Below are 20,709 nucleotides of genomic sequence, written 5' to 3' on the forward strand. Positions count from 1 at the left end.
TATTACTCCACCTAGGTTGCGATTGCGGTAAATATTAAATTTGCAGCTGTTCATTATTGGAATGAATTATTTTTAGGATTTAAAGGGCGTGTTCCAAATACTCCAGTTCCCACCCTAACATACGTTGCTCCACATGCAATGGCTGTTTCAAAATCATTTGACATTCCCATTGATATTTCATTCAGACCAAATTTTCTGGCAAGATTGGCAAGTTTTCTAAAATGAGGAACAGGGTCTTCATGAACGGGGGGAATACCCATTACACCCTGAATTGAGGATCCAAACCGTTTCCAGCACAATGAAATAAAATGATCCGCATCTTCGGGAAAAATTCCTGCCTTTTGCGGTTCTCTTCCTGTATTGATTTGGATGAAAAGGGTGGGGGACCGTCCTGTTTTCTGAATGGCTTTTTCAAGCGGGTCGAGAATTGACAAACGGTCAACAGTTTCAATTGTATCCGCGATTTTAACGGCATCCAATAATTTATTGCTCTGGATGGAACCTATAATGTGCAGCTTAATATCTGGCTGTTCCGATAAAATGGGTGCAAATTTTTTTTTTGCCTCTTGAATACGGTTTTCACCAAATATCAACTGTTTATCTTTTAAAGCTGCATATATTGATTCCACGGGATGAAATTTTGAAACGGCAACAAGTCGAATATCATTTGGTTTACGTCCAGCTTTACAAGCGGCCTGTTGAATTTTATCCCGTATAGAATTTAAATTTCGGCTTATAGTTTTTTGGATTGAATCATGCATTTAATAAATTTTATATAATTAGAAACACATTTTATCATACAGTATCGGTAATTTATTTCAAATAGGATTATTTTCACTGAAGTATTCAAATTAATCCTCACGAATTAGGTTTTATTCCCATTCCCGTTGTCTAAGCTGAAGAATGGAAGTGTTTTTCTTAATATACCTGTTTTTTAAGAAAGAATAAAAGTACCAATCCTTGAGAAAAAAAGGGGTGTATTCATATAGAAACTTTTCCATGCGGCTCCAGCGAATATTTTTATGTTTTGTGCGTCTTTCCGATGGAATACACCAATGTTTTGGAGAGTAATAAACTTTACTAATTTTTAAAAGTCTATGAATAACCTCATGATCTTCAAAGACATAAGGCCATAATTTTTGATCAAATCCCCCAATCTGCTTTAAACTTTTAGTACGAAAAGTCTGTGCATATCCTCCAGCATGACATTGCTTGGGCATTAATTTTGATTTCAAATATATTTTCCGACATCGTTTTTGACTTTTGCGATTTTTAAAGGGCTGATAAATATCACACGCCATCACGGCAGAATATTCTGGGTGACTTTCAAAGATCTGATTACAAAATTCCAAATAATGTTGAGGATAGTAAGTATCAGCATCCATGGTTGCCACAAAAGGAGTGGTGACATGATTTAATCCAGTATGTAAGGCATTTGTTTTGCCAGGAAGTTTTTCATTAATAAACTGCACCTCAATTGCAGGATAAAAATTCATAAATTTTCTGGCTATCTTTTCAGAATTATCTGTGGAATGATTATTGATTAGAATAAGTTTAAATTTTTGATAATTTTGTAATGCTATGCTTTCAAGAGTACCTGGAAGAAAGGTTGCTTCATTATAATACGGTAAAAGAATAGTCCAATTTTTCATTTAAATATAATTTCTAGGTTTATGTTGATAAAGTTTTTAAATATGAATTTAAATTCATTCGGGATTAAATTCTTTTATATTGGATTTATTTCTTTGGATAATTTATAATATTTTACTGTTAGAGTCTAAAGATAAATAATTAGTTAAGGTGAAATCTCGCAATTCTGGTAAAAATTGATTATCAGAAAAATGGAGCAGACAATGTAGTAATTTTATTTATTGAAAGTGAATATATTTACTATTTAATTCATTTAAAACTATAATGATTTTAAGTAAGAAAAGTTATAATTTTTTGAAAAAAGATATATCAATTAAGAATCATCTGTCATCGAAAGAAAATATCCGATCTGACAGAAATAATGATCCTACTCGACAAATTGCTTTTGATACTGTTTGTCAGATATTTGACTGGAAACATCTTCCGTTAGAAACAGCATTAAAAAATGCTTTACCTGTTGATGTTGATCAAAGGGATAAGGCAGCAGCATATCGATTAATTGTCTGTATCTTGAGAAAAAAAGGAACATTAGAGGCGCTTGTAGAACCTTTTTTGAAACGATCGCCACCACAGCAAGTATCATGGATTATTTTGCTAGGGGTGGCTCAAATTCTTTTTTTGGAAACACCTGTACATGCCGCTATCTATACATCTGTAGAACTTGCGCGTCATAATGGATTTGCGAAGTTTACGGGTCTAGTCAATGCTGTTCTCAGGAGGATTTCTGAAAATGGACCAAGCATACTGAAGGATCTTGATCAAAATCGCTTGAATATCCCTGCATGGCTATGGAAGTCATGGAATCAGGCAGGATTTAATCCTCGTCAGTTGGCAACCCTGTTGGATAGTGAACCCCCTTTGGATATGCATTTTAAAACGAATGCCACTGTTCCAGAAGGAGGTGTGCAATTAATGAATAATCATTGGCGTTATTCTTGTCATGTAAAGGTTGAACAGCTTGACGGTTATCAGGAGGGGCAGTTCTGGATTCAGGATATGGCGGCATCTCTACCTGCCTATCTTTTGAATGTGAAGGAAAATGAAAAAGTTGCTGATTTATGTGCGGCACCCGGTGGTAAGACAGCACAATTAATTCAAGCAGGGGGAAATGTTGTTGCGGTTGAAAAAAAATCAATACGGTTAAAACGGTTGAAAGAAAATCTGAACCGGTTACAGATGGATGCAGTGTTGGTTCTTGGTGATGCTGGAAGTTTAAATTATCAAAATGAATTTGATGCGATATTACTGGATGCCCCCTGTTCTGCCACGGGTATTTTTAGACGACATCCAGATGTTTTGCATTTAAAAAAAGAAAATGAAATTCAAAGTCTTGTTAAGATTCAACGAAAGTTGATTGGTGCAGCGATCGGTTATCTAAAAAAAGGAGGACGATTAGTTTACAGCGTTTGCTCTCTACAGCGCTCCGAGGCAGAAGAACAGGCAGAATTTTTTAGAAATTTACCTGGTGTTAGGGCTCTACCATTTACACAAAAAGAAATTCCATTTTTAACTGAAGCATTAACAGAAGAGGGATGGATTAGGACGCTTCCTTCTATGTGGCAAGAAAAAGGCGGAATGGATGGTTTTTTTATCGCACGTTTTGTAAAAGAAGACTAATTAAACATTATTTCAAGTGAAATATATCTTTGTATTGGTGGACACGATAAAATCAAATCGTGTTTTTTCTGTTCAATTCATAAATTTTATCATAAACTGCAGTTAATAGTTTGACATAGTATTTGAAAATTTTAGAAAGGCTGTAAATTGGATATAAGGGTTCCCTTGATTGCTCCCAGTGTTCTTTCGGCAGATTTCGCATGTTTGGGAGAGGAAATTAGGGCGGTTGACAAACATGGTGCTGACTGGATACATCTTGATGTTATGGATGGTCATTTTGTTCCCAATATGACTTTTGGCCCAGTAGTTCTTAAATCTTTGCGATCTTATAGCAAGCTGTTTTTTGATGTGCATTTTATGATTGAACCTGTTGATCCTTTTATCGAACCGTTTGTTCAGGCGGGTGCCGATCAAATTTCTTTTCATATCGAGGCGGGGCCTCATGCGCATCGTTCCTTGCAACATATCAAATCGTTTGGAATAAAAGCCGGGATAGTATTATGTCCGGCCACACCTGCCAATGCAATTTCCGAGGTTATAGACCTTGTAGATAATATTCTAATTATGACTGTAAATCCTGGTTTTGGTGGACAGAAATTTTTATCCAGTCAATTGGCGAAAATTCGTGCAATACATGAAATGGTTCAAAAGTCGGGTCGTTCCATTCATATCAGTGTTGATGGCGGGATTAATGTTCAAACTGCACCCCTGGTGATAGAAGCGGGAGCCAATGTTTTGATAGCTGGAACTTCAATTTATGGTCAACCTGATTATGGTCAGGCAATAGATGCATTGCGGGGAACTAAAAAGTAAAAAATTTGCTAAATTATGACTTTCACCCATTAGGAGAAATGATTCAGAGAAATAGGGAGGCTTAGGATGGCTTTTCAAGAAATGGTAAAAAAAATCCGACTTTCTCTGGTACGATTACCTGCCATTGGTTATGGACAGATTCCCGAAGTCCCAGCATATATTTTGCGAGATTTATGGACCGGAAATTCTGTTTATGGTATGCATCTTGTAAAAGGGGAATTTATTTACCAGGATTATGTTATTTCCCTATATCCCGGTCAATGGGGTGATAAAAACCTCTCCTGTGAAATTATTGGCAAACTGCATGGTTTTTCGTGGTTACGGGATATGCGAGAGCTAGGGACAGAAAATGCGCGTCTTGTAGCAAGAAATTTGGTGACGGATTGGATTGGCAATTCACCTTCATCTTATGATTCTGTTGTTTACAGACCGATTACCCTTGCAGATCGTATAGTGAATTGGTTGGGGTTCTATGATTTTTTTGCGGCATCAGCAGAAAAATATTTTCATCAACAATTTATGCGTCGAATTATGAAAGAAGGAAGATATGTTGTTGCCATGCTTCCTTTGGACAATCATACACATGAAAATTTTACGTTATTAAAGGCCGCTCTGGCTCTTGCATTATGTATGCCGGAACAATTTGATTTAATACCAAAAATCAGTAAATTCCTGCAAAGTGAACTGGCTGAACAGATTCTTGAAGATGGAATACATATTGAACGAAACCCTGAAATACAACTGTATGTATTGAGAGATCTGACCGAAATTCGTTTGATGTACCAGTTGATCAATATGCGTCCCCCTTCCGAACTTATTCTAGTGCTTGATAATGTCAGTCGTGCTTTAAGGGCATTGAGACATGGTGATGGCAGGCTTGCACTATTTAATGGTTCCAGTGAGAATGAGGCACATTTTATTGATCGTGTTCTGAGTAATTCCACACAAAAACGTGTCGCCATGACGGATATGAAAGCGGGTGGATATATTCGTTGTTTTGCCAATCGTTCAACTCTGTTAATTGACAGTGGTGTTCCACCGAAAAAGGTAGATATAAAATATCTTGGTGCTTTATCCTTTGAATTTTCTGCTGGTAAACAGAGATTAATTGTTAATTGTGGCGCTGGAGGATCATCAGCCTGGCGATCTGCATTGGCGGGAACCGCGGCTCATTCTGTTCTAAAATTATCCAATACAGAAAGTGTTTTACTGGAGGATAATCAATTAAAAGATTTAAATTTTAAAGTTGAATCAAGTCATGAAATGACTGAGGGTGCCCATTGGGTGGAATTAAGTCATAATGGCTGGCAAAAAGCATATGGTGCAATTTATCATCGTAAATTTTATCTTTCAGCGGATGGTCAGGATTTAAGAGGGGAGGAAACGCTCGATTTTGATCAGTCTTATCCTTTTACTATTCGTTTTCATCTACATCCTTCGGTTAAAGTTGAAGAAAAATTGGTTGAAATTCGGAAAAATGAGAAGGAAAAAATTTTTGTTTTATCGTTTCAACATCCTCAAGAAGGTAAACAAATTTGGTGGTTCCGTTTTTCCGATGCAGAGGGAAAAGTTGAAAATAGCGTCTACTTTGGTGAAAAAGTTCGACTTGCGACTAAACAGATTGTTTTATATAATCTGCATCAATCAAAAAAAAATGATGTTGAAGAGAATAGAGCTTCTATAACTACTAAATTTGAGAAACAAGACAAACAATCGGTTTTAAACGAAGAGCAAAAAGAAGAAGGGTCTGATTATGTGGCTATTTTCCATAATCAAAACGATGATGCAAAAATATGGCAAAGAAACACTGCGGATCATGTTTCTGTTGGAATGCCTGAAGATTTGCCGGAAAAAACTTCAGAAATTCAGAGGCAATCAGAAATAAATAGTTCTCTAAATCATTCAAATATTAAGAATATTCAAAATGATAAAGAAAAAATAACTAAAATTCGATGGGCTCTGCGTCGTAAGGCATAAATGAATTTATGAAAATTTTGGAAATTGCACATGTTGATTTTGCCTTATATCAATTTCTACTTCCCTTAATGCGTAGGTTGCGTTCCTGTCACCATCAAGTCATTGGTGTTTGTGCAGAAGGAAGGTTATTGGAGAAAGTGAGACAAGAGGGATTTCAGATCCGAACCGTTCCTTTTGTCCGTTCTTTTTCGATCATAGGTCAGTTAAAAGCTTTTTGGATCCTTTACCGTATAATCAAGCTTGAAAAACCAGACATCGTTCATGCCCATATGCCCATAAGTGGCGTATTGGCGCGTATAGCCGCTTTTTTATGTGGAACGCCTGTAATTATTTATACTTGTCACGGATATCTTTTTAATCAACCCGGGAAAGGTATAAAATCATGGATAAGACGTCTGTTATCCTTTGTTCTTGAATGGTGTTGTGGAAAAATTACGAATTTTTACATGACTGTCTCTCAGGAAGAGGCTCGGGATGCTAAAAGGTTGGGCATTCATTCCAATCCTATTTTTGTAGGTAACGGTCGGGATCCAGCAAAATTCTTTTCTGATATTGCCCTGAAACAGAAATTTAGACAGGCAAACAAGATTCCACAGAATCATATAGTTTTTATGATAGTTTCCCGTCTTGTTCAACATAAAGGTTATCCAGAGTTAATCGTCGCTTTTTCTGCAATTGCAGAAAAGCTTCCAGAAGTTGAATTATGGATTGTAGGCGAAAGATTGCCTTCTGATTATGGTTTGGTATTGGATAAACTTTTTAATAAAGCACAAAAAAAATTGGGTAATCAAATACGTTTTTGGGGATATCGTCAAGACATAGATCGGTTGATGAAAGCTGCTGATGTTTTTGTTTTACCCAGTCATTTTGAAGGGTTACCAATGTCCATTATCGAGGCAATGTTAAGTGGTTTACCTGTTATAGGCACTTCAATACGGGGTCCCCGAGAACAAGTGCAGCATTCAGAAACAGGGCTATTGATCCCGCCAGGTTCTATATCTTTGCTATCCAGGGCAATGGCCTGGCTTGCCTTTCATCCAGAACAAAGAAAAAAAATGGGAGAAAATGGGCGGGCCAGGGCTTTATCAATGTATACCGAAGCTATCTGTCTGGATCGTGTTATGAATGTTTTTTCACAGATTGATGGGTTTGATAATCCTTTTTTATCCAAGCCTTGATCAAATCGAGGATAAAATCTTTTTCTGTCTGTGTTAAGGCCTGTCCCTTTTGAATCTTATACCATTTTTCAAGGCAGCTGCGACAACAAGTTGCTGTGGCATGTTGGGCAATAAAAACAGGATGTCCTTTCCATGGCGTTTGTTTTCCATCATTTTTTGGAAAAGCAGGAGCCAGACGTTGATTGATGAAATCTGTAGCATGTTCAATTATTTTATCAAGGCCTTTATCAATTAGATATTTTCGTTCTTTTTCATGTAATGTAAATCTAGACCGGAATTTTGAACGATTAAGCCGATCCAAGATTAATTCTGTGGAAGAAGGAACCATTCTTGTGACTTTTTAATAAATAATTATTTCTGTGATTATCATAAATCAAGCAAAATGAATATTATAATATTTGACAAAACTGTAAAATACGCATGATGTCATGACAATCAAAAAAAATACACGCAAAAAACGTGAACTCTTGTAAATAACCAAGGATGCACCAATCTGTCCGCCTATAAAAGAACCAATACCCATTATAAATGCACTAAAATAGATGATTTGTCCGCCTGATATGAAGATACTGAGCGCCGTAATATTTCCAGCGATATTTAACGGTTTTGCAATCATTGTTGCAGTGTTAATACGTAATTTGTAAATCTGCATTAATGAAATTGTCCAGATCGCTCCTGTTCCAGGTCCAAAAAAGCCATTATAAAATCCAATTACAGCCCCCATCCATGGCAGTATTTTCGGTTTTATGGGCAACTGTCTTTTTTCGAGATTGAAATGTAGGTTTGGAAATAAATAATAATAAAGCAATATTGCCAATAAAAGCCATGGGACTATTTTGTTCAGGGTCTGATCAGCGCTGTATTGTAATGTAATTGTACCTATGGCAGATCCGATTACAGTGAAAAACAGAGGGATGGCAAGCCCATGAAAACTTAGTTGTCCGCTTTTCCAAAATCGTAATGTGGCCGATAATTCACAAATTGCTGATTGCAATTTATTTGTACCTAATGCAGGAATTATATTAATACCGGTAAAAAGTAGAGCGGGTACGGTTATTAAACCTCCACCACCTGCAAGGGTATCAATTGTCCCGGCTATTAAACCGATGAAAAATAGAAAACAATCATAAAAATAAAAATGCATTTAGAGATGTCTGTTTAATTGATTATAAAAAATCAATAAACTCATGGGGAATATCAAGATAGAGTGAATCAGCGTTATCAGGATCAGGATTAGTGATCAAATAGTCATCCAAGGTTCCTGTGCCAATTTTTGATCTCTGCGATTTTAGAAACCTGATTAGAACATTGTCGGATATTAAATGTGAGGTTCCCAATCCATTTTTAATATCTTCTGGGTTTCTTGGAATTCTGCGTCTGAGTTTTGAACGTTCTAGGAGGTGGTGCTGATCAGCATATTTCAAATGAAACAGCCATAAATCGTGCGCAAACAGGGTTTCATTTTGACATCGATGAAAACCGGGTTCCCATTGTGTCGGAACTGATGAAACTGAGGGTTTGCATGACCAACTTTTAATGGTGCCCTTGGAACGTTGTTTTAAAATGGGTCTTGACCAATCAACAGGTTTTCCAATCAAAGGATCAATGATTTCCACACCAACACATCGACATGTTTTGGCAGAACATTGTGCAAGATATTCATGTAAGGAAGTCCAACGAGATGGACGGGGAATTATAAATTCGTCTGTGTCAATACAAAGAACCCAGTCATAAAGTTTTAAAAGTTTATGCTGCCATTCGCTCATTATATTGACGCTATCTTGTTCATCCAAATACTTGCGACGTGGAATGTGCTCAACATAAATGTATTGTTCAGCTTTGACAGGCGGATCGCTGCCATCATCAAGTATGAATAAGTTATCTTTTCCTACTAGTCTGGCATAATGCCTGATCCATATGGGAAGCATGGTTGTTTCTTGATAGCATTTTGTAATGGCGGCAATGCGAAGAGGTGATGGAAAATTCATAATAAAATCATATTTAAAAAAACTATTTTTTTAAAATATCATTTTTCTTTTGAATTGGACAGAATTGAATGTTTGCGTCCGTAATAATAATAGCCAAAGACACCGATTACACTATAAATAAACATTAAGAGCAGTGGAAGTGGATTGTGATTAATTAGGGAATAAATCATATCAATGATCAAGGGAAAAATCATGGTCAGGCAACATAGGATGCCGCAAACGGGAATATAGCCAATCCAGATATTTCTAATCTTGAATCCACCAAAGGGTACTTGAAATGGTCGATGAATATTGGGATGAACATTCCGCTGCCATATAACCGTGAAACAGACAATACCAAATGCCAGAGAGGTTCCAAGGCTGATTAGGTCACTTATGATATCAATAGGTAAAAAAGCTGTTGTAATGGCGATGCTGAGGCTGAGGATAATGGTTCCTATCCAAGGTGTACAATGTTTAGGATGAAGTTTGCTAAAAATTGGTGGAAGCAATCCGTCCTGTGCCATGATGTAGAAAATGCGGCTTTGAGCATATAGCAAAACGAGCATTACTGAGCAAAGTCCGATAACTGCGCTAGATTTCAAAATCCAGGCCAGATTTGGCATGTTCATATAATCAATTGCCAGGGCCAGTGGATCAGAAATGTTTAATTTTCTATAAGGAACAACCCCGACTAAAATTAGCGCTACACCAATATAGATCATGGTTGAAACAAACAAGGAAGCTATGATTCCAAAGGGGACGTCCTTTTTAGGATTTTTGGCTTCTGATGCGGCTGTGGAAACAGCTTCAAAGCCTATATAGGCAAAAAAAATTGTTGAGGCTGCCCGAAAAATGCCCCTGATTCCAAAATTCATCGGACCTGTTGAGGAGGGGATAAAAGGTGTCAGGTTTTCCAGTTTAATATAGTGAAATCCCAAAATTATAAAAAGAATTAATACTCCGATTTTTAAACTGACGATTATTGCATTAATTGTTGTTGATTCGGAAACCCCATATAAGAGGAAGATGGCTGCGATCAGAACAGATCCTGCTCCAATAAGGTCAAGGGACTTAACAAATACAATTCCTTTTCCATATCCACCAATTGCAGGTTGAATCATGGGATTATGTAGCCATGAAGCGATATGAATATGAAAATCTTTTAGTAGGGATACACTATAACTCGAAAATCCTGATGCAACTGATACAGCCGATATTCCATATTCCAACAACAGTAACCATCCAACAATCCAAGCGAATTTTTCACCAAGTGATGTATAGGCATAACTGTAGGCCGATCCTGCAGTCGGCATAGTGGATGCCAGTTCACCATAGGAAAGGGCAGTAAATAAACATGCTATTGAAGCAATAATGAAGGATAAAAGAATTGCTGGTCCAGCAAAATTAGCCGCAGCTGTTCCTGTCATGACAAAAATGCCTGCGCCAATGGTAGAGCCGACCCCAATCATTGTTAAACGCCATGGACCCAAACATTGTTTTAGACCATGTTTTTTTGAATCAAGTGTAAGTTGTTCCAGTGATTTGCGTTTAGAGAAAAAGGCCATATTTTTTGTGTAAAGGGTTAGGTAATAAACCAAAAGAAAGACAACATTTTATGATAAAATAAAATTCAGATATTTTACCTAACATAAAATGTATCTAATTCGGGAAAATTAAAGAGATATAAAAAGAACAATGTTAATCTAAGGTTGATCAGATCTGTTCTTTAAAATTTTCTTAACGTAATTGGTAATTGTTTTTTCGATCTGCTCAGTTTGATCGGCAAAAATATGATCGGCATTAGGAATTGTATTATAGGCAACTTTGATGCCTTTTTGAGTGTTAAGTTTTTCAACAAGTTTGTCAATTTCCTGCAATGGGACAATGCTGTCGGATTCTCCTGCGATCATCAAACCGCTGCATGGACAAGGTGCAAGAAAATTAAAATCATAGTGGTTTGCCAATGGCGCGATGCTGATCCATCCTTGTATTTCAGGACGACGCATCAAGAGCTGCATTCCAATAAAGGCTCCAAACGAATACCCCGCGATCCATAATTCCCTGGAATTTGTATTCGCCATCTGTAACCAGTCCAGGGCCGCTGCCGCATCGGATATTTCACCAATACCACCATCATATTGTCCCTGAGACCGTCCAACACCACGAGAATTATAACGTAGTACAGAAAAATTCATTTTTTGGAATGCACAATACATTGTATAGGCAATTCGGTTATTCATTGTCCCACCTTGCAGAGGATGGGGATGTAGGATTAAGGCAAGGGGGGCGTTAGGTTGACTGGAATGGTGATAGCGTCCTTCAAGACGACCTGCTGGGCCTGCAAACATTACCTCTGGCATAGAACGATCCGTTTATCTATTAAAACTGGCACAATTTGTAAGATTTAACAATAATATAAGTGAGTGTAGGAAAACAATAAAAACAGTTTATCTCTATAAAGATATTTCTTATAAAGTGAAAGTGTTTTTGTCTTATCTATAAAATATAAATGAAAAATCAATAGCGATATGGTGATCGGACAAGGTTAACATATCCTTTATCTTTGCTTATTTACCAGTAAATCTGTGAAAATATTTCTATTATAAGGTAACAGGGTTCATATTTGTATTTATATATTGTAAATTAAATACAGATTTAATTAAATTATTGTTGTAATGCAATAAATTATGCAGGTTATTTTTGGAATTCATGGTTTAATATAATAAATTGGATTATAAATGAAATGATACGACAATCTATATATCTAGATGCGAATGCCAGTGAGCCCATGCGCTCTTCAGTTATATCTGCAATGGTGGATATCATGCAGCAGACTGGTAATCCAACGTCTGTTCATCAAATGGGACGCAAGATTTATAATCAAATGGAAGATGCAAGAGAAACCTTGGTCGAATTATTCGGGGGGAGCGTTCAAAATTGTATTTTTACCTCTGGTGGGACAGAGGCAGATGTACTGGCTGTGCATGGTCAGATTGGTGAAGGCAATCAACAACGTCCTCTTTGGGTGGGAGCTACGGAACATCCTGCAATCATGCAAATTGACCTTTCAAAAAAAATTTTACCTGTAACACGGCAGGGCATTGTCGATCTTAACTTTTTAGAAGATGCACTAAAAAAAACGTCAATACCTCCCTTAGTGTGTTTAATGCTGGCCAATAATGAGACAGGTGTATTACATCCCATTCAACAGGCAGCAAAAATTTGTCATGATTATGGTGCAATTCTTCATGTAGACGCAGCTCAGGCTGCTGGACGTATAATGTTCAATTTGGAAGATATCGGAGCGGACAGCCTGATTCTTTCAGCTCACAAAATGGGAGGTCCAAAAGGGGTAGGCGCATTGTTATTGGCTGGTCATGAAAGAAATGCGAAAAAGATAAATCCTCTTTTTAGTGGAGGAGGACAGGAACAGGGAAGAAGGGGAGGAACTCTGGCTGTTCCGGCAATTATAGGGTTGATGACTGCCGCAAAAGAGGCCTGTAAAGAAGATCGTTCCAATATTTTAAAATTACGTAATTATTTGGAAAAAGAAGTGAAAAAATATGGAGCCGTCATTTGTGGCGAGGAAGCTGAACGTTTAGATAATACATCCTCTATAGCTTATGCTGGAGTTTCAGCGCAAAAATTATTTATGGCTTTGGATATGGCTGGTTTCTGTGTCTCAACGGGATCGGCATGTTTTTCAGGAAAATTATCGCGTTCACCTGTTTTATCAGCAATGGGATTGGAAGAATTGGCTGATTGTACGATCCGTGTATCTTTACCATGGAATATCCAGCAAAAAGATGTTGAAACTTTTATTCATGTTTATGGCCAGTTGATTCAAAAGTTAAAGGATTCATAATCTATAGAAAATGGATTTTTCAGGAAAAAACAAGATAAAAGAAAAGGTGATTTACCTTGATTATCAATCGACCACACCGTGTGACGAACGTGTTGTTGAAGCGATGCTACCCTATTTTGTGCATAATTTTGCAAATGCTAATTCAGAGCATATATTGGGTAAATATGTTGCTGAAACCATTGATAAGATTCGTGCCGACATTGCCGAAATGCTCGGGGTGGTTTCTCAAGAAATTATTTTTACCTCTGGTGCGACTGAATCCAATAATATTGCCTTGCAGGGTAGTGTGCGTTATCTAATTGATCATTATCCCAAGACCAAACGGGTTATCACGATTGCGACTGAACATAAATCTGTTCTTGAAACAGTCCAGAATTTACAGTCCATTGGTGCTGATCCTTTTATTTTGCCAGTTCAATCCGATGGATTGATTGATCCTGATAGTTTGAAAGCGGCATTGCAGGTTCCAACAATATTAGTCAGTGTCATGGCCGCTAATAATGAAACAGGAGTTATCCAGAACATTCCTTATTTGTCGGCATTGTCTCATGAATATGGCGCTCTTTTTCATTGTGATTTGTCTCAGGCTTGTGGAAAAGTATCTGAAAAAATCCAGTTGCGTTCCTGGGGAATTGATCTTGCCTCAATTTCCGGGCATAAAATTTATGGGCCCAAAGGAATTGGCATTTTATATGTAAAACGTAAACCTCGGGTAAGGGTGGAACCTTTATTTTATGGAGGATATCAGGAACGAGGAATTCGATCAGGAACTTTGCCAGTTCCCTTGATTGTTGGTTTGGGTAAGGCATTTTCGCTATTCCAGAATGAGGGAAATGAAGAGATCAGGCGTTTGGCGTCTTATAAACATTTTTTGATAAATGAATTGCAGGCAAGAATTCCACAACTTAAAATTAATGGATCAATCGAATATGCCTTGTCAAATTGTGTTAATCTACAATTTCCAGAGGTTAAGGCCCTTGATCTTTTGGCAAGAATTCCTCATTTATGTTTATCAACAGGTTCAGCATGCAATCATGTTTCTATGCCATCCTATGTTTTACAATCCATGGGATTGTCAGAACAAGAAGTTTTATCTAGTATCCGTTTTTCTTTTGGTCGGATGACAACAAAACAAGAAGTCGTTGAAACCGTTCATGACCTTTATTCAGCATGGTATGATGTAAGAAAAGGGACATGAGTTAAAATCAGAATATTAATTGGTTTTTAAATAAGGAATTCTATAAAATGCCACATATAGTTTTTATTGAACAAGATGGAACACGTCGTGAGGTGGATGCTCCTGTAGGGCTTTCAGTATTGGAAATAGCGCATAAGCATGGAATTGATCTTGAAGGTGCTTGTGAGGGATCATTGGCTTGTGCGACCTGTCATGTAATTGTTGATGAATCATGGTGGGATAAATTAAAGCCCGCCGCAGAAGAGGAGGAAGAGATGCTGGATATGGCTTTTGGGTTGGAAAGAACCTCTCGATTGGGTTGTCAGATTATTATGACAGAAGAATTGGATGGCTTAGTTGTTCGCTTGCCAAAGTTATCCTGAACCAATGCGTATTATGATTGCAATGTCGGGCGGTGTGGACAGTTCCGTTACGGCGGCTCTTTTAAAAGAACAAGGACATGAGGTTTTTGGTGCCACCTTGCAGCTTTATGATGCGCGAGGTGTGGTTAAAAAAGGTGCCTGTTGTGCAGGTCAGGACATCAGGGATGCACGTAGGGTATCAGAAAAGCTGGGTATCCCGCATTACGTTATCGATGCGGAAGACCGTTTTCAAACAACGGTAATTGAACGTTTCGCACAATCTTACCAAAAGGGAGAAACGCCTGTTCCATGTATTGCCTGTAATCAGGGAGTCAAATTTACGGATTTATTGACAATGGCGCGAGAGCTTGGGGCAGAAGCGATGGCAACAGGTCATTATGTGCGTCGAATTGTGGGAAAAAATGGTCCAGAGTTGCATCGTCCAGTTGATTTAAGTCGAGACCAATCATGGTTTTTATTCGCCACCACACTTGAACAGCTTGAATATTTGCGTTTTCCTTTAGGGGACATGCCAAATAAAGATAAAGTTCGGGAAGAAGCTGAACGTTTTCATTTGGCTGTTGCTCAGAAGTCGGATAGCCAGGACATATGTTTCGTTACAGATAATTCTTATATAAAAATTGTTGAGAAATTGGCGCCAGAAGGTGTTATGCCAGGCGAGATAGTTGACGAGCAGGGCGTTGTGATTGGTCATCATGAAGGTATTGCTAAATATACCATTGGTCAAACAAAACGGTTGGGTAATCTTGCCATGCGGGATGGGCAGCGACAAATGGTGTTACGAATTGAATCCGAAAAAAGAAGAATCGTTATTGGTCCAAAACAAAACAATATTTGTCAAACATTCTATTTACGCGATTTGAACTGGCTTATTCCTGTGCCTACTGAATTTTTATATTGTAATGTTCAGATTCGTGCGCGGGATCAGGAACGACCTGCTAAAGTTATAATTGAAAAAAAGGATAGGGTAAGAGTAGAATTGGAAACGGCTGCTAACCCAGCACCTGGTCAGGCATGTGTTTTTTATCAAGGGACACGTGTTTTAGGAGGTGGATTTATTCTGTAAAAATTTAATTTGATATTACTTTAGGTTAAACTTTACTTTTAAAGTGAATTTCAGTTATTAAATCAGATATTATTTTAGTAAGTTAATAAATTATTTAACGTAGCGAGATTTTCCGTTGATGCACTGTTTTTATGTAGGTTCCAAACGATTTTCTTTGATTGTATGGCTGATAGCAATTTTTGCTTTGATATGTTTTTTCAACTTACGAAGTGCTAATGCGGAATTTCGAATTGGATGGAAAAATCAAGCTGATATCGCCAATTTTATTCAATTGGATAAAAAACATCAAAAAGTTGCCAGGGAAACAATAGCCTGGAAAAAATATGACGATGATTTTAAAGCCTTGCATAATTTGTCTATTGGTCAGGTTGATGCCGTTCCAGTAGATATGGTTACTTTTTTGTCAGTTATAACGGTTGGTTTGCAGGGACGTGTAATCGCAATTGATCGGCAATATGGTAAAGAAAGCGCCTTAATCGTAAAAAGCCAGAAACATATAGATACTCCTCAAGATCTGGTTGGTAAAAATATTGCGGTACCTTTCATGACAAGCAGTTATTATAGTCTGTTACGTTATTTGCAGCATAATGATATTCCTGTTGAAAAAATTCATCTAGTAAATATGAATTATAATGAAATTACACAAGCTTGGCAGAAAAATGAAATTGATGGGGCCTATGCTGACGGAACTACAGTTTTACCGTTCGTCAAGGATGGACATGTATTAGTAGATTCATCACAGTTGGCAAAATGGGGGTATCCAACATATCAGGTATGGGTTGTGATGGATGAGATTATTTCAGATCAACCTTTTTGGATGGAAAGTTTTGTAAGAAAAATATTGAAAAATATCGATGATAATAGGCGAAATATAGCCTATTTCACTCCTCAGTCTCCGGAGGTTGGCCAGCTTGCCCAATTATTAGATAAATCACCGGAAGTAGTTTGCAGCTTGTTAAAACAGCAGACTTATCTTGATAAAACTCAGCAATCTTTAATATTGTCACGTTATTTGTCGAAGGAGTTTGATGAAATTGGTTTGTTTATGAAGGCTCAGAAAATTATGCCTGATATTTTACCTGATTACCTGATTTATGTTTATGACAGTTTTATAAAAAATAACAAAAATAATTAATTGATTTTATATTTTTTTTTACATTAAATTGAAAAATATAAAGAAATTAATGTAGGATTAAAAAATTTATTAACTGTTCCAAGTGTAATATTTTAATAATAATTATCTTATTTTTGTTTTTTATCTGAATAAAATTAATAGATTACTAATTTGAATTTCATGTTTAAAAAAGAATATGTTGAGATTTAATGTTTTAAATAATATGAAATCTTTTATTATTGATGTATTTGATTTACGTTGTGATTTCCAGACTGTTATTTCATTGCGTAATGTTTTCTAATTAATTCCTGTTCTTAAACCGGAGAGCCTTTGGGTTATGGAATCTGTCCGTAAGTTTCTCAATAAGTCGACACTGTTCGCTGTTTTAATTTTGCCTGTTTTTTTAACGCACTTACGGGGTATAGCGGATGGGTTAATCAGTTATATAGCAATATGTTTTGTAATTTACTCTTTTATCAACAAACAATGGGACTGGGGAAAACAAAATTGGGTGATTATTGCATTTCTCTGGTGGGGGTGGATTTTATTGTGTACTATTCCCTTTGGATTGTTTCAATATAACATAATGATGATCCAGGCTTTAGTGTTAATTCGTTTTATTTTTTTTGCTGCGGCACTTCAGGTCTGGGTTTTAACTGATGAGAAATACAGGCGATGGCTATCTTATGTTTTGATTGCCTGTGCGATTTATATTATTTTGAATATGCTTTGCCAGCTTATTACAGGATATAATATTTTAGGAGCGCCACGTTATTTCGATGGTACACTGACAGGTCCATATCATCATCCTAGAGCGGCAGGGCCATTGGCCAGGTTACTGTTGCCAATTACTTTAAGTTTGAGTATTTATTGCACTTATCGTTTAAAAGGATGGCGGGGAAATCTGGTCGCTTTATTCATTATCTTGTTTGCTACACTGATGATGGCTTTTGCCGGTCAAAGAATGCCATTTATTCTTTTTGTTTTCGGAATAGTTGTATCCTTGTATTGGTTACGTCCCTTACGGACAATCGTTTTGTCAATGTTAATTTGTATTCCATTGATACTGGGTGCAACATCATTTTTATCGCCTAAGAGCTATCATCATTTGGTGACTTTATTTATCCATCAAATGGCACATTTTTCCTCTGATAATTATGGATTGATCTATACACGGGCGATGATTATGGGATTGTCAAATCCCTGGACGGGTTTGGGATATGATGCCTATCGTCATTTTTGTGCCAATCCGATTTATTTTCATGGATTATCCTTTTGGGGAATTGCAATTGGACATGGGGATGGAAAAGGAGCAGAGATTTGTTTGCCCCATCCTCATAATCATTATATTGAAATGTTTGTAAATGCAGGAATTCCCGGATTAATCTTGTTTTGTTACATGGTATTTTTATGGTGGGTTAATTTGGTAAAGGGATTAACGTCCAAATTGCTATCATTGAAAGATGCGGTTGAAAATTCCTGGCGTGTTGGATTATTTGCTGCGGTTTTAGTTCACGAATGGCCATTTGCGGCTGGAGGAAGTTTCGGAAATTTACCCTTGGGAGGATGGTTTTTTCTACTCTTGGGGCTAGGTTTATCTTATAGTTGGGATTATGGTAATCATAAGGCAGCATTGAAGGTTGATAATGGAATTGGATCATAAAGAAAAAAATAAAATACCTGTAACTGTTCTGACGGGTTATTTAGGAGCGGGGAAGACAACTTTACTAAACCGTATTCTAACGGAACAGCAAGATAAAAAATATGCCGTTATTGTTAATGAATATGGTGAATTAGGTATTGATAATGATTTAATAGTCGATGCGGATGAAGAAATATTTGAGATGAGCAACGGATGTGTCTGTTGTACAATTCGAGGCGATTTGGTTCGTATTCTCAACAAGCTTATTCAAAGACAAAGAAGTTTTGATGGAATAATTATTGAAACCACAGGGTTGGCTGATCCTGCGCCCGTAGCACAGACTTTTTTTGTTGATGAGGATATTCGTAACAAAACTCGTCTTGACGCGGTGATTGCCGTAATTGATGCGTTTCATGTGATGAAGACATTGGATGAAAGTAAGGAGGCAGTTAATCAAATTGCTTTTGCGGATGTAATCTTGTTGAATAAAGTTGATCTGGTTGATAGGGGATCATTAATTGCTATAAAAAAAAGAATTCGTACAATCAATCCGATGGTTGCTTTATATGAAATGGAAAAAGGGAATATTTCCCTTATGAAAATTCTGGATCTTGGGGGGTTTGATTTAAATAGAGCCTTGACGTTAGAGCCCAAATTCTTATCATCCCATGACCATGACCATGACCATGACCATGACCATGACCATGACCATGACCATGACCATGACCATGACCATGACCATGACCATGACCATGTACAACATTCTCATGGTGATGGTGTGACGAGTATTTCACTTATGGAAGATAAACCATTAGATGGAAAACGTTTTAATTTATGGATGTCCATGGTTCTTCAGAAATTTGGAAAGGATATATTGAGAACCAAAGGAATTATGAATTTTAAGCATGACGATCGATGTTTTGCATTTCAAGCTGTTCATATGATGGCAGAGGGAAATTTCATCCGTTCTTGGAAGACAAATGAGGATCGTTGTTCCAGATTGGTTTTTATTGGCCGGAATTTAGATGAGAAATCTCTACGTGAGGGATTTTTTAAATGTATAGATTAACAAATCTGTGACTGGAAAGTATGGAATGAATCAGCCGTTACAATTAATCGAAAGTCGGGGTTCTTTTAAAAAAGTGGAAGGCACGATTATCGCCTGTGCTACATCTTGGGATGAACAGTATAGTGCTTTTGCAACGGCAGATGGAGATTTGTGGATTATTCCTTTGATTCACAATAATGATCCAGATTATTGGTATAAAGTTCAACCTCATGATGGAGGGATTTTATCTTTATCACAAGATTTGACCTTTTCAGGTTTTGTTACTTCTGGTGATGATAATAAACTAATAAGAATCATTCCCGGGAAGGAACCTCAACAATTATTAAAATCCAGACGTTGGATTGATAAAATCGTTTCTTGGACTGATAAGGAAAGGAAACAAAATAAAATCGCTTTTATTACAGGAAAAGAAATTCATTTATATAAAGATAATTTTACAGAGCCATATAGAATTTTTGAACATTCTTCTGGAGTTAGTGATTTGGTTTTCAGTTTGGATGGTGCAAAAATAGCCAGTTCTTATTATAATGGTGCCACTTTATGGTCTGCTGATTATAAAAATCCTGTAAAAATTAAGGATTTTACATGGAAAGGTAGTCATACAGGGATCACTTTACATCCTAAAGAAGAGGCGTTGGTAACATCAATGCAAGATCATGATTTACATGGTTGGCGTATTTCAGACGGACACAATATGCGAATGAGTGGATACCCAACCAAAGTAAAATCTCTAAATTTTTCATCTGATGGAAAATGGTTGGCAACCAGTGGAGCTGAACCGGTGGTTTTATGGCAGTTTTTTGGAGGCGGTCCAATGGGAAAACCTCCTGTGGAATTGCCTGGTATTCCTGGAAGTTGTTGTATGGTAGTGGCATGTCATCCTACCTATGATATGGTTGCTGCTGGATTTTTGGATGGTAGTATATTATTAATCGGAATCAGCGACGAGAAAGTTGTTCCGGTAAATTTAGGATCTAAAAAACCCATTGGAGAAATTACGGCTTTACAATTTAATAAAGAAGGCAGTTTATTAAATATTGGCACTGATGATGGCTATATTATTCTAATTGATTTATCTGAAAAAAAATAGTTGTAAAAAATAATCATCCATATCCTTTTTTCTGTCCAGGATTTATTTATATGGATGAGATATCATGTTTCAGAACAAGTAGTTGATCAGAATTTAAA

19 protein-coding genes are annotated in these 20,709 nt (G+C 36.9%); 12 read left to right on the forward strand and 7 right to left on the reverse strand.

The annotated features are described in order from the left end of the window. Positions 1-53: 53 nt before the first annotated feature. Positions 54-761, reverse strand: coding sequence for a YggS family pyridoxal phosphate-dependent enzyme (locus tag H3T44_RS07660; RefSeq protein WP_198196803.1), 708 nt, complete (start codon positions 759-761; stop codon positions 54-56). A gap of 111 nt (positions 762-872) precedes the next feature. Continuing rightward, positions 873-1,652: a glycosyltransferase family A protein gene (locus H3T44_RS07665; RefSeq protein WP_198196804.1), complete on the reverse strand. Its 780-nt coding sequence runs from the start codon at positions 1,650-1,652 to the stop codon at positions 873-875. Positions 1,653-1,944: 292 nt separating this feature from the next. Between H3T44_RS07665 and H3T44_RS07670 the strand changes: the two genes are divergently transcribed. The 4 genes from H3T44_RS07670 to H3T44_RS07685 all read left to right on the forward strand — a co-directional run bounded on the left by H3T44_RS07670 (position 1,945) and on the right by H3T44_RS07685 (position 7,235). After that, positions 1,945-3,267, forward strand: coding sequence for an RsmB/NOP family class I SAM-dependent RNA methyltransferase (locus tag H3T44_RS07670; RefSeq protein WP_232347572.1), 1,323 nt, complete (start codon positions 1,945-1,947; stop codon positions 3,265-3,267). 147 nt (positions 3,268-3,414) lie between these two features. Next, a complete protein-coding gene (gene rpe, locus H3T44_RS07675) occupies positions 3,415-4,080 on the forward strand; it encodes a ribulose-phosphate 3-epimerase (protein WP_110439414.1) in 666 nt (221 codons plus the stop codon). A gap of 66 nt (positions 4,081-4,146) precedes the next feature. Further along, a complete protein-coding gene (locus H3T44_RS07680) occupies positions 4,147-6,057 on the forward strand; it encodes a heparinase II/III family protein (protein ID WP_198196806.1) in 1,911 nt (636 codons plus the stop codon). An 8-nt stretch (positions 6,058-6,065) separates the two neighbouring features. Then, the gene (locus H3T44_RS07685; protein ID WP_198196807.1) at positions 6,066-7,235 is read left to right on the forward strand and encodes a glycosyltransferase family 4 protein; all 1,170 of its coding nucleotides are present in this window, start codon (positions 6,066-6,068) and stop codon (positions 7,233-7,235) included. Here the strand turns inward: H3T44_RS07685 and H3T44_RS07690 are convergent. The 5 genes from H3T44_RS07690 to H3T44_RS07710 form a co-directional block, all read right to left on the reverse strand. After that, on the reverse strand, positions 7,177-7,563 hold the full coding sequence (locus H3T44_RS07690; protein WP_198196808.1) for a DUF4186 domain-containing protein: 387 nt from the start codon (positions 7,561-7,563) through the stop codon (positions 7,177-7,179). The two genes, H3T44_RS07685 and H3T44_RS07690, sit on opposite strands and share 59 nt — an antisense overlap. Positions 7,564-7,608: 45 nt before the next feature. Next, positions 7,609-8,379: a TSUP family transporter gene (locus tag H3T44_RS07695; protein WP_198196809.1), complete on the reverse strand. Its 771-nt coding sequence runs from the start codon at positions 8,377-8,379 to the stop codon at positions 7,609-7,611. A 22-nt stretch (positions 8,380-8,401) separates the two neighbouring features. Next, positions 8,402-9,223 (reverse strand): glycosyltransferase family 2 protein, encoded by an 822-nt coding sequence (locus tag H3T44_RS07700; protein WP_198196810.1) that lies wholly within the window; start codon positions 9,221-9,223, stop codon positions 8,402-8,404. A gap of 38 nt (positions 9,224-9,261) precedes the next feature. Further along, on the reverse strand, positions 9,262-10,770 hold the full coding sequence (locus H3T44_RS07705) for an APC family permease (protein WP_110439420.1): 1,509 nt from the start codon (positions 10,768-10,770) through the stop codon (positions 9,262-9,264). Positions 10,771-10,908: 138 nt separating this feature from the next. Beyond that, positions 10,909-11,565 carry an alpha/beta hydrolase gene (locus H3T44_RS07710; protein ID WP_110439421.1) on the reverse strand — a complete coding sequence of 219 codons (657 nt, stop codon included), beginning with the start codon at positions 11,563-11,565 and terminating at the stop codon, positions 10,909-10,911. A 383-nt stretch (positions 11,566-11,948) separates the two neighbouring features. Between H3T44_RS07710 and H3T44_RS07715 the strand changes: the two genes are divergently transcribed. From H3T44_RS07715 to H3T44_RS07750, 8 genes are all read left to right on the forward strand, one after another. Beyond that, on the forward strand, positions 11,949-13,070 hold the full coding sequence (locus H3T44_RS07715; protein WP_110439422.1) for a cysteine desulfurase family protein: 1,122 nt from the start codon (positions 11,949-11,951) through the stop codon (positions 13,068-13,070). A gap of 46 nt (positions 13,071-13,116) precedes the next feature. After that, a complete protein-coding gene (locus tag H3T44_RS07720) occupies positions 13,117-14,268 on the forward strand; it encodes a cysteine desulfurase family protein (protein ID WP_370552743.1) in 1,152 nt (383 codons plus the stop codon). Between the two features lie 47 nt (positions 14,269-14,315). Further along, positions 14,316-14,630, forward strand: coding sequence for a ferredoxin family 2Fe-2S iron-sulfur cluster binding protein (locus tag H3T44_RS07725; RefSeq protein WP_110439424.1), 315 nt, complete (start codon positions 14,316-14,318; stop codon positions 14,628-14,630). 4 nt (positions 14,631-14,634) lie between these two features. Beyond that, complete coding sequence (gene mnmA, locus H3T44_RS07730; protein WP_155566385.1) at positions 14,635-15,696, forward strand: tRNA 2-thiouridine(34) synthase MnmA; 1,062 nt, start codon at positions 14,635-14,637, stop codon at positions 15,694-15,696. Between the two features lie 118 nt (positions 15,697-15,814). Then, entirely contained in the window at positions 15,815-16,831 is a 1,017-nt protein-coding gene (locus tag H3T44_RS07735; protein ID WP_198196812.1) for an ABC transporter substrate-binding protein, read from the forward strand. Positions 16,832-17,147: 316 nt separating this feature from the next. Further along, positions 17,148-18,473 carry an O-antigen ligase gene (locus H3T44_RS07740; protein WP_198196813.1) on the forward strand — a complete coding sequence of 442 codons (1,326 nt, stop codon included), beginning with the start codon at positions 17,148-17,150 and terminating at the stop codon, positions 18,471-18,473. Next, complete coding sequence (locus H3T44_RS07745; protein WP_198185463.1) at positions 18,457-19,521, forward strand: GTP-binding protein; 1,065 nt, start codon at positions 18,457-18,459, stop codon at positions 19,519-19,521. Before H3T44_RS07740 ends, H3T44_RS07745 begins: the two co-directional genes overlap by 17 nt. Positions 19,522-19,546: 25 nt before the next feature. Next, on the forward strand, positions 19,547-20,611 hold the full coding sequence (locus H3T44_RS07750) for a WD40 repeat domain-containing protein (RefSeq protein ID WP_198185462.1): 1,065 nt from the start codon (positions 19,547-19,549) through the stop codon (positions 20,609-20,611). Positions 20,612-20,709: the final 98 nt, after the last annotated feature.

The sequence above is a fragment of the Commensalibacter sp. M0355 genome, assembly GCF_016101365.1.
Taxonomy (GTDB): Bacteria; Pseudomonadota; Alphaproteobacteria; order Acetobacterales; family Acetobacteraceae; genus Commensalibacter; species Commensalibacter melissae.

Coding starts and splice junctions, on each gene's coding strand:
- H3T44_RS07705 (WP_110439420.1), bottom strand. CDS start 10,770: ATGGCCTTTTTCTCTAAACGCAAATCACTGGAACAACTTACACTTGAT.
- H3T44_RS07690 (WP_198196808.1), bottom strand. CDS start 7,563: ATGGTTCCTTCTTCCACAGAATTAATCTTGGATCGGCTTAATCGTTCA.
- H3T44_RS07725 (WP_110439424.1), top strand. CDS start 14,316: ATGCCACATATAGTTTTTATTGAACAAGATGGAACACGTCGTGAGGTG.
- H3T44_RS07685 (WP_198196807.1), top strand. CDS start 6,066: ATGAAAATTTTGGAAATTGCACATGTTGATTTTGCCTTATATCAATTT.
- H3T44_RS07750 (WP_198185462.1), top strand. CDS start 19,547: ATGAATCAGCCGTTACAATTAATCGAAAGTCGGGGTTCTTTTAAAAAA.
- H3T44_RS07745 (WP_198185463.1), top strand. CDS start 18,457: ATGGAATTGGATCATAAAGAAAAAAATAAAATACCTGTAACTGTTCTG.
- mnmA (WP_155566385.1), top strand. CDS start 14,635: ATGCGTATTATGATTGCAATGTCGGGCGGTGTGGACAGTTCCGTTACG.
- H3T44_RS07695 (WP_198196809.1), bottom strand. CDS start 8,379: ATGCATTTTTATTTTTATGATTGTTTTCTATTTTTCATCGGTTTAATA.
- H3T44_RS07665 (WP_198196804.1), bottom strand. CDS start 1,652: ATGAAAAATTGGACTATTCTTTTACCGTATTATAATGAAGCAACCTTT.
- H3T44_RS07710 (WP_110439421.1), bottom strand. CDS start 11,565: ATGCCAGAGGTAATGTTTGCAGGCCCAGCAGGTCGTCTTGAAGGACGC.
- H3T44_RS07740 (WP_198196813.1), top strand. CDS start 17,148: ATGGAATCTGTCCGTAAGTTTCTCAATAAGTCGACACTGTTCGCTGTT.
- H3T44_RS07700 (WP_198196810.1), bottom strand. CDS start 9,223: ATGAATTTTCCATCACCTCTTCGCATTGCCGCCATTACAAAATGCTAT.
- H3T44_RS07660 (WP_198196803.1), bottom strand. CDS start 761: ATGCATGATTCAATCCAAAAAACTATAAGCCGAAATTTAAATTCTATA.
- H3T44_RS07715 (WP_110439422.1), top strand. CDS start 11,949: ATGATACGACAATCTATATATCTAGATGCGAATGCCAGTGAGCCCATG.
- H3T44_RS07735 (WP_198196812.1), top strand. CDS start 15,815: ATGCACTGTTTTTATGTAGGTTCCAAACGATTTTCTTTGATTGTATGG.
- H3T44_RS07680 (WP_198196806.1), top strand. CDS start 4,147: ATGGCTTTTCAAGAAATGGTAAAAAAAATCCGACTTTCTCTGGTACGA.